The organism is Streptomyces sp. NPDC028314 (genome assembly GCF_055565795.1).
On record NZ_JBVHTP010000004.1, the window covers coordinates 98,187 to 112,460 of the forward strand.

The window sequence follows — 14,274 nt, forward strand, 5'->3', positions numbered from 1 at the left end:
TCCCGTTGCGGGGTCCGCGAACCCGGGTTCGACTCGGGCCATGAGTACCGACCAGCCGCCGCCGGGCCCGCCGCCCGAGGACGATCCGTTCCTCAAGAAGCCCCAGGAACCGACGCCTCCGTCGGGCGGTTCACCGTACGGTCCGCCGCCACCCGCCGGTGGCGGGTATCCGCCGCCCCCGCCCCCGGGAGGCCCCGGCGCCGGCGGGTACCCGCCCCCGCCGCCGCCCCCGTACGGCGGAGGCCCCGGCGGCGGCGACCCCTACGGCATGCCGGACCCGCTCGCCGGAATGCCCCCGCTGGCCGACTTCGGCAAGCGGCTCGCCGCCCGCGTCATCGACGTGCTCATCGTCACGGTGCCGCTGTTCCTGATCCAGCTGCCGTTCGGCAACCGCCGCTACATGGTGGACACGGACAAGGGCGAGGACGTCACGGAGGTCATCACCAAGTCGTACGGCGGCACCGGCCTGCTCTGGACGCTGGTCTCGATCGTCGCGTACGTCGGCTACGACTGGTGGTTCACCAAGAAGAACGGCCAGACCGTCGGCAAGAAGTCGATGGGCCTGCGCGTGGCGATGCTCAACGACGGCAGCGTGCCCCCCTCGAACGCCTCCCTCGGCCGCGCGGCCATGCTCTGGGTGCCGACGCTGGTCTGCTGCTTCTGCCTCTGGCCGCTCGCGCTGATCGTCTCGATGCTCGTCGACAAGCCGTACAAGCAGGCCTGGCACGACAAGGTGGCCAAGACGGTGGTGGTCCGTTCGGCCTGAGTCCGCATCAGGCCCAGGGGCCTCGCGTACGAGCACCAGCCGCGCGGGCGGCCGTCCCCCAGGGGGTGGCCGCCCGCGGCGCTGCGGTCAGTGGTGCACGGGGTGTTCGGCAGCGGCCGCCCGGGGTTCAGGCACCCGGGCGGCCGCAGTCGTGTCCGCGGTGGCGGCCGCGGCCCCGGCCCCGGAGCGTGCGGCGTGGCGGCCGCGGCGGCGGGGGATGGGCACGGTGAGCGCGACGAGCAGCCCGAGTGCGAGGGCGGCCGCCGAGATGACCGCGACTCCGAGCCCCGTGCTCGTCTGCGAGAGCAGCAGCATGGCGATCGTCGACACGATGACGGTGGCGGACCCGTAGGCGAGCTGTGCGGCAGTCGGACGCGGCATGGCGATATCCGTCCTCAAGGCGGGGAGGGGGAGTCGGCTCAACTAGGTCGCGCGTCAAGAGACTCTACGACGGGGCATGCCCGAGCGGAACTGCTGGTAAGCGTGACCTAACCCACGGTGTCGGTGCACGGGGGGCGCACGGGCTCATTCTCCGGTCGTCCTCAAGGGGCGGGAAGCGCCCTTCGCCCCGTATGGCAGGGGAACGTCCGAATAGCGGAACTCGCTGACCGCATAGTGCAGTTGTAAGGAACAAGTCAAGGTCTGTCTTTTCTTTCGACTCTCCGGTCAAATGTCGTCACTTGAGACGCGCGCCGCGCGGAACCCCCCGCTCCTATGGAGACGTTCCGACCTACGTTGCGGCCGCGGGAGGGGAACGACATCAAGTGACCAGCAACTCCGCCAGAAGGCGCGCCATGCGTGCCGTCGCCATCGCCGTGACGATGGGGGCCACCGCGGCCACCGGCGCCATCTTCACCGCCGCCCAGGCGAACCCGTCTCCCGTGGGCGCGCCCGCGGTCGACCGCCAGGACCCGTCGGCTCCCGCCCGGGAGCAGGTGAAGCACGACCTCGAAGGACCGTTCAGCAAGCAGCAGGCGCAGGCGCGCGAGGCTGCCCTTGACCAGGTGCTGTCCGGTAAGAAGAACGTCGAGCAGCGCGGCGCCTCGAAGGTCGTCAAGCTCGACGACAAGAAGTACGTCGAGCTCGGCCGCGAGAAGACCGACAAGATCTTCACGATCCTCGTGGAGTTCGGCGACCAGGTCGACAGCACGACCATGTTCGACCCGGACGGCCCGGGCGGCCCCAAGCCCCCCGCGCCCAAGTACGGCGGCACCCCCGGTCCGCTGCACAACCAGATCGCCCAGCCCGACCGCAAGCTGGACAACAGCACGGCCTGGCAGAAGGACTACAGCCGCCAGCACTTCCAGGACCTGTACTTCGGTACCGGCCAGGGCAAGAACTCGCTGAAGACCTACTACGAGAAGACCTCCTCGGGCCGCTACTCGGTCGACGGCCAGGTCGCCGACTGGGTCAAGATCCCGTACAACGAGGCCCGTTACGGCTCGAACTACTGCGGTCAGACCAACTGCTCCAACGTCTGGGACACCGTCAAGGACGGCGTGACCGCCTGGGCCGACGCGCAGAAGAAGGCCGGCCAGACCGACGAGCAGATCAAGGCCCAGCTGGCGCAGTACGACCAGTGGGACCGCAACGACTTCGACGGCGACGGCAACTTCAACGAGCCCGACGGCTACATCGACCACTTCCAGATCGTCCACGCGGGCGAGGACGAGTCGGCCGGCGGCGGCGTGCAGGGCACCAGCGCGCTGTGGGCCCACCGCTGGTACGCGTACGGCACGGACGCGGGCAAGACCGGCCCGGCGAACAACAAGGCCGGCGGTACCCAGATCGGCAACACCGGCATCTGGGTCGGCGACTACACGATGCAGCCCGAGAACGGCGGCCTCGGCGTCTTCGCGCACGAGTACGGCCACGACCTGGGCCTGCCGGACCTCTACGACACCTCCGGTGGCGGCGAGAACGGCGTCGGCTTCTGGTCCCTGATGTCGGCGGGCTCCTGGCTCGGCTCCGGCAAGGAGTCCATAGGCGACCTCCCGGGCGACATGACGGCCTGGGACAAGCTCCAGCTGGGCTGGCTGAACTACGACAAGGCCAAGGCCGCGACGAAGTCCACCCACAAGCTGGGCGTCTCCGCGTACAACACCGCGGACAAGCAGGCGCTGGTCGTCGAGCTGCCGAAGAAGCAGGTCAAGACCGACATCGTCGCTCCCGCCGAGGGCTCCTCGCAGTGGTGGAGCAACATGGGTGACGACCTCAAGAACACCCTCACCCGCTCGGTCGACCTGACCGGCAAGTCCTCCGCGGCCCTGTCCCTCAAGGGCTGGTGGGACATCGAGGCGGAGTACGACTTCCTGTACACCGAGGTCTCCACGGACGGCGGCGCCAACTGGACCGCCCTCGCCGGCACCGCCAACGGCACGGCCATCCCGGTCGACGCCGGCGGCAACCCGTCGCTGACCGGTGCCTCGGGCGCCTGGCAGAACCTCAACTACCCGCTGGACGCCTACGCGGGCAAGAAGGTCGACATCCGCTTCCGCTACCAGACGGACGGCGGCGCGGGCGGCAAGGGCTTCACCGCCGACGCCCTCAGCATCACCGCGGACGGCGCCACGCTGTTCACCGACGGCGCCGAGAACGGCGACAACGGCTGGACCGGCAAGGGCTTCTCGCGGGTGGGCTCCGGCTTCACCAAGGAGTACGCGCAGTACTACCTGGCGGAGAACCGTCGCTACGTGTCCTCCGACGCCACCCTCAAGGTCGGCCCGTACAACTTCGGTTCGGCCGTCCGTCCCAAGTGGGTCGAGCACTACCCGTACCAGGACGGTCTGCTGATCTGGCAGTGGGACACCTCCCAGAAGGACAACAACACCAGCCAGCACCCGGGCCAGGGCCTGATCCTTCCGATCGACGCCAACGCCAAGCCGATGAAGTGGTCGGACGGCACCCTGCTGCGGAACAAGATCCAGCCGTACGACGCTCCGTTCAGCGCCTACTCGACGGACGCGTTCACGCTGCACAAGGCCGACCAGGAGCTGTTCGTCAAGCCGAAGCCCGCGAACCTCGTCTTCGACGACCACAAGGGCAAGTACTACTACGACGAGAACCCGACCGGCTCGGTGAAGGTCACTGACACCAACACCAAGATCAAGATCGCCAAGGAGACCTACGACGGTCTCGTCATGACGGTCGAGGTCGGCCCCGCCGCCAAGTAATTCGGTAAAGCCGCAGGTCAAAGCATGATCGGCCGTCGCCCTCTAGCGGGCGGCGGCCGATCGCGTTTAGATGCGGGGGCTGAGTTTCTTATTGACGGGGGAGCTGAAGATCATGCCCGGTGGAGGTTTCGTCAGATTGCCAGGCGGCAGCGTGGTGGTCGCGCTCACGCTGCCGAGGCCGTCGCCCGGCAAGGGCGGGGACGACGGCCATGTCCGCGTGCTGGTGCACGCCGCGAACCGGGCCCGGGCCCTGACCAGGCTGCGGAACCTCGGGATGCGGGCCGTCTACCTGCGGGGCAACGACCAGGCCCCGACCCCGGACGAGGTCACGGCCGTCCTGCACCACCCCGACGGCCTCCTCTGGCGCTGCGCCCCCGACCGGGCGGAAGAGCTCTGGCACCCCATCCGGGCCCTCCTGGGGCGCTGACCGGCCCTCGGGGCCGCCCGGGGCCCCTCCGGGCCGCACGAGGCCGCCTCAGGCCCCGGGGCCCCGCTAGGCGGCCCGGCCGCCCACCAGGGTCACCCCGGCCGCGCGGAGCTCCTCCAGGGCCCGCGCGGCCGTCTGCGGGGACACCGCGGCCGTCAGGTCCAGGAGCACCCGGGTGGTGAAGCCCGCCCGGGCGGCGTCCAGGGCGGTGGCCCGGACGCAGTGGTCGGTGGCGATCCCGACCACGTCGACCTCGGTGACCTGCCGCTCGCGCAGCCACCCGGCCAGGCCCGCGCCGTTCTCGTCCTGCCCCTCGAACCCGCTGTACGCGGCCTCGTACGCCCCCTTGTCGAAGACGGCGGCGACGGCGCCGGACGCCACGGCCGGGGCGAAGTTCGGATGGAACCCGACGCCCTCGGTCCCGGCGACGCAGTGGACGGGCCAGGAGGTCTCGTAGTCCGGCTCGGCCGGGGGGTGCGCGAAGTGCGCCCCGGGGTCGATGTGGTGGTCGCGGGTGGCGACGACGTGCCGGTAGCCGGCCGTGGCCTGGCCGATCAGCTCGGTGACGGCGGCGGCGACATCGGCCCCGCCGGTGACCGCGAGGCTGCCGCCTTCGCAGAAGTCGTTCTGTACGTCGACGACGATCAGTGCGCGGTGCATGTCGCGTGTCCTTAGGTTGTCGTAGTGCCGATGCGCGGGCTCTTCCCCCGCCCCGCCCCCCGCTACGCGTACTCGGTCGGGATCACGGCCTCGCCGCGCGACAGCTGCGTCGCCGACAGCGGCAGTCCCGACAGCGCCGCCCGGTGCCGCTTGCGCGCGGCCTCCAGCGGCTCGCGGGCCACCACCTCGCCACCCTTGACCAGCTGGACCAGCAGCTGGTCGTCGGCGAGGGCGGACGGCACCGGCCCGGTGCCCACGACCTCGGCCTCCGCGATCCCGTCGGAGTCCCTGCGGCGGGCCGCCCACTTGCGGCCGCCGACCGAGGTCTTCCCGCCCGAGGACTTCTTCGCGACCGCCACCAGCGGGGCCTTCGGGTCCGCCGAGGCCGCCCGCGCCACCAGCTTGTAGACCATGGAGCACGTCGGGTGCCCGCTGCCGGTCACCAGCTGGGTCCCGACCCCGTACGTGTCCACCGGAGCGGCGGCCAGCGAGGCGATCGCGTACTCGTCCAGGTCCGAGGTGACCACGATCTTCGTCGCGGTCGCCCCCAGCTCGTCGAGCTGCTGGCGCACCCGGTGCGCGACCAGCAGCAGGTCGCCGGAGTCGATGCGCACCGCCCCGAGCCCGGTTCCGGCGACCTCCACGGCCGTCCGTACCGCCTCGGCGACGTCGTAGGTGTCCACCAGCAGGGTGGTGGAGCCGCCCAGGGAGGCCACCTGCGCCGTGAACGCGTCGCGCTCGTTGTCGTGCACCAGCGTGAAGGCGTGCGCGCTCGTGCCGACCGTCGGGATCCCGTACCGGAAGCCGGCCGCCAGGTCCGAGGTGGAGGCGAAGCCGCCCACGTAGGCGGCCCGCGCGGCGGCGACCGCCGCCAGTTCGTGGGTGCGCCGGGCGCCCATCTCGATCAGGGGCCGGCCGCCCGCCGCCGAGGACATCCGGGACGCGGCGGCCGCGATCGCCGAATCGTGGTTGAGGATCGACAGGATCACGGTCTCCAGCAGCACGCACTCCGCGAAGCTGCCCTCGACCCGCAGCACCGGCGAGCCGGGGAAGTAGACCTCGCCCTCCGGGTAGCCCCAGATGTCACCGGAGAAGCGGTACGAGGCCAGCCAGTCCAGCGTCCGCATGTCGACGACGGCCCGCTCGCGCAGGAACTCCAGCACCGCGCCGTCGAAGCGGAAGTTCTCGACCGCGTCCAGCACCCGCCCGGTGCCCGCCACGACTCCGTAGCGCCGCCCCTCGGGCAGCCGCCGGGTGAAGACCTCGAAGACCGAGCGCCGGTCGGCGGCGCCGTTGGCCAGGGCGGCCTGCAGCATCGTGAGCTCGTAATGGTCCGTGAAGAGCGCTGTCGACGGCACGTCCACCGGCAGGCCCAGGTCCGCAGGGTTCATGTCACGGATGCTAGCGCACATCTCGTCAAAGTGACGAGATGTAGAGGCCCGTTTGTGCGACGGGCCGGTCGCAGTGGCAGCATGGGACAAGTGAGTGTTGCTCCTGTTGAGATCGAACGCACCGAATCGGCCGAAGAGACCTTCGCGGTCCCCGAACCCGACGTCCCCTGGGTGACCCTGGTGCACAACGACCCGGTCAACCTCATGAGCTACGTGACGTACGTGTTCCAGGCGTACTTCGGCTACCCGAAGGACAAGGCCACCAAGCTGATGATGGACGTCCACCACAAGGGCCGGGCGGTCGTCTCCAGCGGCACCCGCGAGGAGATGGAGCGCGACGTGCAGGCCATGCACGGCTACGGCCTGTGGGCGACCCTCTCCCAGGACCGCTACTGATGAGCGGGACGTTCGAGCCGCTGAAGGGCGGCGGCGCCGCCGTGGCCCTGGAGGAGATCGAGATCTCCATCCTGCGCTCCCTGGCCGTGCAGCTCCTGGAGCTGATCGGTCCGGGCGAGCCGGAACCCGCCGAGGACGCCGACCCACTGGCCGTGCTGTTCGCCTCGGACGGCCCCACCGAGCCCCCGTCCGACCCGGCGCTGGCCCGGCTGTTCCCCGACGCGTACGGGGGCCCGGGCGCGCCGGAGCAGGGCGTGGACCCCGCCGAGCTGACGGCCCGGTCCGCGGAGTTCCGCCGCTTCACCGAGAAGGACCTGCGCACCCGCAAGCGGGAGGACGCGCTGGCCGTCGTACGCAGCCTGGACGGGCTCACCGCGGCCGGCGACGGCGCGGCGGTGCTGGAGCTGACCGGCGAGCTGCCGCTGCGGTGGCTCGGCGCGCTCAACGACCTGCGGCTGACGATCGCGGCGCGGCTGGACATCACCGAGGACGACGAGAGCGCGATGCTGTTCCGGCTGCCGGACGACGATCCGCGCAAGCCGATGGTGATGGCGTACCTCTGGCTGGGCGGCCTCCAGGAGACCCTCATCGAGACCCTCTGAGAGGGCGCGGGTGAGAGCGGCGTTCGCTCAGCGGACGCTCAAATCCGGATAACGATCAGATCACCGCGATGCGGTGATCTGATCCGCCCTGGGAGCCTTTGGCCCGATTTTTTTATGCCCCGCGTCACATTTCTCCCCCTCGCGCACCGGTAGGCCCGTGATAAATCTTCACGACTGCCGAAGGGACGCCACCCATGTCCCCAGGCCCGCTTGGACCGGCTGACCGCCGGCGTGCAACTCCATCCGTATCCGGGGGGATCGAGGACCCGATCCGCAGCCTTGAGAAGGCGCGGGTCGGCGTGGAGAAAGGCGCACCAGACATGACCTCTGTGCAGGTCGAGCAGCACGACAAGACGCCCGGCGAGGGCGGCGGGCCCGAGGGTGGCGGCGAGGGCTACCACCGCGCACTCGGCGCCCGCCAGATCCAGATGATCGCGATCGGCGGCGCCATCGGCACCGGCCTGTTCCTGGGGGCGGGCAAGGCCATCTCCAAGGCCGGCCCGAGCCTGATCCTGGCCTACGCCATCGCGGGCCTGGTCATCTTCTTCATCATGCGGGCCCTGGGCGAGCTGCTCATGTACCGCCCCGTGTCCGGGTCGTTCTCGGACTACGCCCGCGAGTTCCTCGGCCCCTTCTGGGGGTACGTGACCGGCTGGACCTACTGGCTCTTCTGGGTGGTCACCGGCATCACCGAGGTCACCGCGGCCGCGCAGTACATGTCGTACTGGACCCACGACAGCTTCCCGCAGTGGGCCTACGCGCTGATCTTCACCGTGATCCTCTACGGCGCCAACCTGATCTCCGTGAAGCTCTTCGGTGAGCTGGAGTTCTGGTTCTCCATGGTCAAGGTCACCGCCATCGTCGGCATGATCCTGATCTGCGCCGGCATCCTCACCATCGGCTTCTCCGACGCCGCCGACACGGCGACCGTCTCGAACCTGTGGAACGACGGCGGCTTCTTCCCCAAGGGCATCGGCGGCACGCTGATGACCCTGCAGATCGTGATGTTCGCCTTCCTCGCGGTCGAGCTGGTCGGCGTCACCGCCGGCGAGTCCAAGGACCCCGAGAAGACCCTGCCCAAGGCCATCAACACCGTGCCGTGGCGCATCGCCGTCTTCTACGTCGGCGCGCTGATCATGATCCTGTCGGTCGTCCCGTGGCACGAGTTCCAGCCCGGCGTCAGCCCCTTCGTCGCCGCCTTCGAGAAGATGGGCCTCGGCGTCGGCGCCGCCATCGTCAACTTCGTGGTGCTGACCGCAGCCCTGTCCTCCTGCAACTCGGGCATGTACTCCACCGGCCGCATGCTGCGCGACCTCGCGCTCAACGGCCAGGGGCCGAAGTTCTTCACCAAGCTGACCAAGAGCGGCACCCCGCTGGTCGGCACCACCTTCTCCGCCGCGCTGATGCTGGTGGGCGTCTGGATCAACTACGTCGCCCCGGGCAAGGCCTTCGACTACGTCGTCTCCTTCGCCACCATCTCCGGCATGTGGGCCTGGATCATGATCCTGGTCTGCCAGATCCGCTACCGCGCCAAGGCGGACCGCGGCGACCTCCCGCAGTCCCCGTTCCGGGCGCCCGGAGCCCCGTACACGAGCTGGTTCGCGCTGCTCTTCATCGGCATGGTCATCGTGATGATGGGCATGGACAAGGACGCGCGCGTCTCGCTGTACTGCGCCCCGCTGTGGGGTCTGATCCTGGGCGTCTCGTACTGGGTGATGAAGTCCCGCAACCCGTCGGGCGCCGCCTTCAACCAGGCCGACGAGACCGCGAAGATCTCGTAGCGCCGGGCGGCCGCCACGGCCGCGTGTCCAGCATCCGGGCCCTCCCGTACCACTCCTCGGTACGGGAGGGCCCGTCTGCTTATCCTGTCGCTCATGCTGACCCTCACCCAGGCGCTGTACGACCGGATCGTCGAGCACGCCCGCAAGGACCACCCCGACGAGGCGTGCGGGGTCGTGGCCGGCCCGGCGGGCACCGGCCGGCCGGAGCGGTTCATCCCGATGCTGAACGCGGCCCGCTCGCCCACGTTCTACGAGTTCGACTCCAAGGACCTCCTCAAGCTCTACCGCGAGCTGGACGACCGCGACGAGGAGCCGGTGATCGTCTACCACTCGCACACCGCGACCGAGGCCTACCCCTCGCGCACGGACGTGACGTACGCGAACGAGCCCGAAGCGCACTACGTGCTCGTCTCGACGGCCGACCAGGACGGCCTCGGGGAGTTCCAGTTCCGCTCGTACCGGATCGTCGAAGGCGTGATCACGGAGGAAGAAGTGCAGGTCGTCGAGGCCTACTGACCAGTATGTGAGCGATTGCGGTCCGTCATGTGGGATCACACTCCAAACCGGGGACCGGGAATCGTTAACATGACCGCATGGTTTCCCACGACGTGAGCATCGAGACGCCCGGCAGGCTGCTGCTCGTGGCGCGGCTGCACGTCGACCTGTGCCGCCTCGCCAGCGCCATCTGTCCTGCTGCCTGAGCACCACAGCCCTGCCGCGCGGGGCCCCCAAGCGCGCACCCCTACTCCTTCACGCTTAGACGACACTGGAGCCTGCCATGGCCATCGAGGTCCGCATCCCCACCATCCTCCGCACCTACACCGACGGCGAGAAGGCCGTGTCGGGCGAGGGCGCCACCCTGGCCGAGCTCTTCTCCGACCTGGAGACCCGTCACAAGGGCATCCAGGAGCGCATCGTCGACGAGGCCAAGGGCGGCGAGCTGCGCCGCTTCGTGAACGTCTACCTCAACGACGAGGACGTCCGCTTCCTCGACGGCATCTCCACCGCGCTCAAGGACGGCGACAACGTCACCATCCTCCCGGCCGTGGCCGGCGGATCGAAGTAATGCGCTACGACTCCCCGCTCGCCGCGGTCGGCAACACGCCGCTGGTCCGGCTGCCCCGGCTCTCGCCCTCCGACGACGTACGGATCTGGGCGAAGCTGGAGGACCGCAACCCGACCGGCTCGATCAAGGACCGCCCCGCGCTCCACATGGTCGAGCAGGCGGAGAAGGACGGCCGCCTCTTCCCCGGCTGCACCATCTTGGAACCCACCTCCGGCAACACGGGCATCTCGCTCGCCATGGCCGCGAAGCTCAAGGGCTACCGGATCGTCTGCGTCATGCCGGAGAACACCTCCCAGGAGCGCCGCGACCTCCTTCGGATGTGGGGAGCCGAGATCATCCCGTCCCCGGCGGCCGGGGGGTCGAACACCGCGGTCCGGGTGGCCAAGGAACTGGCCGCCGAGCACCCCGACTGGGTGATGCTCTACCAGTACGGCAACCCGGACAACGCGGGCGCCCACTACGCCACGACCGGCCCGGAGATCCTCGCCGACCTCCCCTCGGTCACCCACTTCGTGGCGGGCCTGGGCACCACCGGCACCCTGATGGGCGTCGGCCGCTACCTGCGCGAGCACGTCCCCGGAGTCAAGATCGTGGCCGCCGAACCGCGCTACGACGACCTGGTCTACGGCCTGCGCAACCTCGACGAGGGCTTCGTCCCCGAGCTGTACGACGCCTCGGTGCTCACCACCCGCTTCTCGGTCGGCTCGGCCGACGCGGTCACCCGCACCCGGGAGCTGCTGCGCGAGGAGGGCATCTTCGCGGGCGTCTCCACGGGCGCGGCCCTGCACGCGGCGATCGGTGTCGGCCGCAAGGCGGTGGCGGCCGGGGAGTCGGCGGACATCGTCTTCGTCGTGGCCGACGGCGGCTGGAAGTACCTGTCGACGGGCGTCTACACGGCGGCGACGACGGAGGAGGCCATCGAGGTCCTCCAGGGCCAGCTCTGGGCGTAGGCGGTCCCGGTCCCCGGGGCGCCGGGGGCCGCGGGGCGGGGCTTCAGGCCGGGCCGGCCGGCAGCTCCGCGGGGGGTGCGGCACGGCTCGACCCCGGGTCCTTCACCGCGGTCGGCAGCGTCACCGGCCCCGCCGCCGCTACCGCACCACCGCCCCGCACCACCGCCCCGCTCACCCGGCACCTCCGCCCAGCCCCCGGACCTCGTCCCACACCGTCGGGTCCAGCATCCCCAGCCGCCGCCCGAACTCCCACAGCGACACCTCCGCCGGCCGGTCCCCCTCCAGGAAGCTGCCGCGCCCCTGCGCCCCCACCACTCCCGGCGGCAACGGGATCACCCCGGCCCGCCGGTCGTCGTACTTGCCGGTGATCCACGCGACCCGGGCCTGCGCCCGGTGGGGCCGTACGGCCAGCACCAGACAGGGCCGCCCGTCCGCCAGGCACCACAGTTCACCCGGCCGCACCCTCGGCGGCGCCCCCGGACCGTGCGGCGGGACCGTACCCCGCCCGGCCCGCCCGACCCGCCCCTGGACCAGCACCAAGGCCACCACGGCGACCGCCGCGGCCACGGCGGGCCACCAAGACGTGTCCATATTCCGACCGTAGCCGCGCCGCCGCCCCCCGGCGCGGCAGCCGGGGCAACGTCCGTGCCCCCCGTCGCTCCCCCGGGTGACAGCACAGGTGATTCCCCCCACAACGGCCCGCCGCGGAGGAGCGACCGGGCGTTTCGCGCCTTACGCTCGACCCACGCACGGCCCGCATTCCGTCCACGGACCGTCCACGGAGGTTCACGCTCCATGAAGCTCACCGTCGTCGGCTGCTCGGGGTCGTTCCCGTCCGCGGAATCGGCCTGTTCGAGCTACCTCGTCGAGGCCGACGGCTTCCGGCTGCTCCTCGACATGGGCAACGGCGCCCTCGGCGCGCTCCAGCGCCACTGCGGTCTCTACGACCTCGACGCGATCTTCCTGAGCCATCTGCACGCCGATCACTGCATCGACATGTGCGCGTACTTCGTCGCCCGCTACTACCGGCACGAGGGCGGGCGCTGCGGCACGATCCCCGTGTACGGCCCCGAGGGCACCGAGCAGCGGCTGACCGCGGCCTACGAGGACGTCCCCGACGAGCGCTCGATGAGCGAGGTCTTCGACTTCCGCACCCTGAAGTCCGGCAGCTTCGAGATCGGCCCGTTCCAGGTCCGCACCGAGAAGGTCTGCCACCCCGTCGAGTCGTACGGCATCCGCGTCGAGCACAACGGGCGCTCGCTCGCGTACTCCGGGGACACCGGCCCCTGCGCCGAGCTCGGACAGCTGGCCGAGGGCGCCGACCTGTTCCTGTGCGAGGCCTCCTTCACGCACGGCAAGGAGAGCATCCCTGACCTCCACCTCAACGGCCGCGAGGCCGGCGAGTACGCGCGCGGCGGCACGGTCGGCCGGCTCGTCCTGACCCACGTACCGCCGTGGACGGACGCCGGGCAGAATCTGGCCGACGCCCGCGAGGCCTACGGCGGCCCGGCCGAGCTCGCGCTCCCGGGCGCCGTCTACGAGGTCTGACGGCCCGCCGCACACGACGAAGCCCCCGCCCTCCCTTCCGGGAGAGCGGGGGCTTCTGCGCGTCGTGCGCGGGGCTTACTTCGCCTCGGCCTTCTGGAGCTCGACGAGCTCCTCGTCGGACTCGCGGCCCGGCGTCGGCAGGTTGAACTTCGTGATCGCGAAGCGGAAGACGAAGTAGTAGACCACCGCGAAGCAGAGGCCGACGGCCGCCAGGCCCAGCGGGTTGGTGGCCTTGCCCAGGTTCAGCAGGTAGTCGATGGCGCCGGCGGAGAAGCCGAAGCCGTCCTTCATGCCGAGCGCCCAGGTCAGGGCCATCGAGACGCCGGTCAGCACCGCGTGGAGCGCGTACAGCACCGGGGCGATGAACATGAAGGTGAACTCGATCGGCTCGGTGACACCGGTGACGAAGGAGGTCAGTGCGAGGGAGAACATCATGCCGCCGACGACCTTGCGGCGCTCCGGGCGGGCGCAGTGGACGATCGCCAGGCAGGCCGCCGGGAGGGCGAACATCATGATCGGGAAGAAGCCGGTCATGAACTGTCCGGCGCTCGGGTCGCCGGCCAGGAAGCGGGAGATGTCGCCGCTCTTGCCGTTGTACTCGCCGGCCTGGAACCACGGGAAGGAGTTCAGCAGGTGGTGCATGCCGACCGGGATCAGACCGCGGTTGGCGACGCCGAAGATGCCCGCGCCGACGGCGCCGGAGCCGACCAGCCACTCACCGAAGTTGTGCAGACCCGTGCCGAGCACCGGCCAGATCAGGCCGAAGAGGATGCCGATCAGCAGGCCCGCGAAGGCGGAGAGGATCGGGACCAGGCGGCGGCCGCCGAAGAAGCCCGCCCACTCGGGCAGCTTGGTCCGGTAGAACTTCTGGTAGATCAGGGCGACCACGATGCCCATGACCACGCCGCCGAGCACCTTGGCGTCGACCGGGGCGTCGAGCATGACGATCTTGCCGTCGACGGCCTTGGCCACCTTCGGCAGGTTGGAGTCGGTGAACGTGGCGAGCACGTTCTTGAAGACCAGGTAGCCGGTCACCGCGGCCAGGGCGGTGGAGCCGTCCGACTTCTTGGCGAAGCCGATCGCGATGCCGACGGCGAACAGCAGCGCCATGTTGTCGAGGATCGCGCCGCCGCCGGCGGACATGTAACTGGCGATCTTGGTGAGGAAGCCCGGCAGCGAGGGGTCGCCGAGCATGTCCTTGTCGCCGAGGCGGACGAGCAGCGCGGCCGCCGGGAGCACCGCGACGGGGAGCATGAGGCTCCGGCCGATGCGCTGCATGACGGCCATCACGCCAGCGCCCTTCTTCTTCTCCGCAGCGGTGGCTGTGGACATGGTCTTCCTCCAGTGGGCAAGGCGCCGCCCGGGGACAAGGAAAAGGGGGATGGCGGCGTCTCGGAATGGGGGACCGGGGGCCGGAAAAGCCCTCATGGTCTACACCACTAAGTGGTGTAGACCAGTTGTAGCACGGTGAGGTCGGCGTAAGGAACCCATGGTTTTCGCGGGGGAGGACACGA

The 14,274-nt window shown here is 70.3% G+C and carries 16 protein-coding genes; 11 read left to right on the forward strand and 5 right to left on the reverse strand.

Translation table 11 applies throughout. The features are described 5' to 3' along the window. The first annotated feature begins 40 nt into the window (after positions 1 to 40). Positions 41 to 766 carry an RDD family protein gene (locus ACZ4TG_RS11355; RefSeq protein WP_468161639.1) on the forward strand — a complete coding sequence of 242 codons (726 nt, stop codon included), beginning with the start codon at positions 41 to 43 and terminating at the stop codon, positions 764 to 766. An 87-nt stretch (positions 767 to 853) separates the two neighbouring features. Here the strand turns inward: ACZ4TG_RS11355 and ACZ4TG_RS11360 are convergent, their stop codons facing one another. Next, entirely contained in the window at positions 854 to 1,147 is a 294-nt protein-coding gene (locus tag ACZ4TG_RS11360; RefSeq protein ID WP_468161641.1) for a hypothetical protein, read from the reverse strand. Positions 1,148 to 1,560: 413 nt separating this feature from the next. On the opposite strand from ACZ4TG_RS11360, the gene ACZ4TG_RS11365 reads away from it, so the two are divergent. Both ACZ4TG_RS11365 and ACZ4TG_RS11370 read left to right on the forward strand, forming a co-directional pair. Then, positions 1,561 to 3,939 carry an immune inhibitor A domain-containing protein gene (locus tag ACZ4TG_RS11365; RefSeq protein WP_468161643.1) on the forward strand — a complete coding sequence of 793 codons (2,379 nt, stop codon included), beginning with the start codon at positions 1,561 to 1,563 and terminating at the stop codon, positions 3,937 to 3,939. Positions 3,940 to 4,051: 112 nt separating this feature from the next. Further along, complete coding sequence (locus tag ACZ4TG_RS11370) at positions 4,052 to 4,366, forward strand: hypothetical protein (protein WP_468161645.1); 315 nt, start codon at positions 4,052 to 4,054, stop codon at positions 4,364 to 4,366. A 66-nt stretch (positions 4,367 to 4,432) separates the two neighbouring features. On the opposite strand, the gene ACZ4TG_RS11375 is transcribed toward ACZ4TG_RS11370, so the two are convergent. Continuing rightward, complete coding sequence (locus ACZ4TG_RS11375) at positions 4,433 to 5,026, reverse strand: nicotinamidase (protein WP_468161647.1); 594 nt, start codon at positions 5,024 to 5,026, stop codon at positions 4,433 to 4,435. A gap of 62 nt (positions 5,027 to 5,088) precedes the next feature. After that, entirely contained in the window at positions 5,089 to 6,417 is a 1,329-nt protein-coding gene (locus ACZ4TG_RS11380; protein WP_468161649.1) for a nicotinate phosphoribosyltransferase, read from the reverse strand. A gap of 81 nt (positions 6,418 to 6,498) precedes the next feature. Here ACZ4TG_RS11380 and clpS point away from each other — a divergent pair, with 81 nt between their 5' ends. The 7 genes from clpS to ACZ4TG_RS11415 all read left to right on the forward strand — a co-directional run bounded on the left by clpS (position 6,499) and on the right by ACZ4TG_RS11415 (position 11,212). Then, positions 6,499 to 6,813 (forward strand): ATP-dependent Clp protease adapter ClpS, encoded by a 315-nt coding sequence (clpS, locus tag ACZ4TG_RS11385; protein WP_468161651.1) that lies wholly within the window; start codon positions 6,499 to 6,501, stop codon positions 6,811 to 6,813. After that, positions 6,813 to 7,415, forward strand: a complete 603-nt coding sequence (locus ACZ4TG_RS11390) for a DUF2017 domain-containing protein (protein WP_468161653.1) — start codon at positions 6,813 to 6,815, stop codon at positions 7,413 to 7,415. Before clpS ends, ACZ4TG_RS11390 begins: the two co-directional genes overlap by 1 nt. 320 nt (positions 7,416 to 7,735) lie before the next feature. Beyond that, positions 7,736 to 9,196: an amino acid permease gene (locus tag ACZ4TG_RS11395; protein ID WP_468161655.1), complete on the forward strand. Its 1,461-nt coding sequence runs from the start codon at positions 7,736 to 7,738 to the stop codon at positions 9,194 to 9,196. Between the two features lie 93 nt (positions 9,197 to 9,289). Then, the gene (locus tag ACZ4TG_RS11400; protein WP_468161657.1) at positions 9,290 to 9,712 is read left to right on the forward strand and encodes a M67 family metallopeptidase; all 423 of its coding nucleotides are present in this window, start codon (positions 9,290 to 9,292) and stop codon (positions 9,710 to 9,712) included. 77 nt (positions 9,713 to 9,789) lie between these two features. Continuing rightward, on the forward strand, positions 9,790 to 9,897 hold the full coding sequence (locus ACZ4TG_RS11405; protein WP_311736929.1) for a putative leader peptide: 108 nt from the start codon (positions 9,790 to 9,792) through the stop codon (positions 9,895 to 9,897). Between the two features lie 77 nt (positions 9,898 to 9,974). Beyond that, complete coding sequence (locus ACZ4TG_RS11410; protein WP_468161659.1) at positions 9,975 to 10,262, forward strand: MoaD/ThiS family protein; 288 nt, start codon at positions 9,975 to 9,977, stop codon at positions 10,260 to 10,262. Beyond that, the gene (locus tag ACZ4TG_RS11415; protein WP_468161661.1) at positions 10,262 to 11,212 is read left to right on the forward strand and encodes a PLP-dependent cysteine synthase family protein; all 951 of its coding nucleotides are present in this window, start codon (positions 10,262 to 10,264) and stop codon (positions 11,210 to 11,212) included. Before ACZ4TG_RS11410 ends, ACZ4TG_RS11415 begins: the two co-directional genes overlap by 1 nt. A 171-nt stretch (positions 11,213 to 11,383) precedes the next feature. Here the strand turns inward: ACZ4TG_RS11415 and ACZ4TG_RS11420 are convergent, their stop codons facing one another. Further along, on the reverse strand, positions 11,384 to 11,803 hold the full coding sequence (locus ACZ4TG_RS11420; RefSeq protein WP_468161663.1) for a hypothetical protein: 420 nt from the start codon (positions 11,801 to 11,803) through the stop codon (positions 11,384 to 11,386). 204 nt (positions 11,804 to 12,007) lie between these two features. On the opposite strand from ACZ4TG_RS11420, the gene ACZ4TG_RS11425 reads away from it, so the two are divergent. Beyond that, entirely contained in the window at positions 12,008 to 12,760 is a 753-nt protein-coding gene (locus ACZ4TG_RS11425) for an MBL fold metallo-hydrolase (protein WP_468161665.1), read from the forward strand. A gap of 75 nt (positions 12,761 to 12,835) precedes the next feature. Here the strand turns inward: ACZ4TG_RS11425 and ACZ4TG_RS11430 are convergent, their stop codons facing one another. Continuing rightward, on the reverse strand, positions 12,836 to 14,092 hold the full coding sequence (locus ACZ4TG_RS11430; RefSeq protein ID WP_468161667.1) for a PTS transporter subunit EIIC: 1,257 nt from the start codon (positions 14,090 to 14,092) through the stop codon (positions 12,836 to 12,838). Between the last annotated feature and the right edge of the window lie 182 nt (positions 14,093 to 14,274).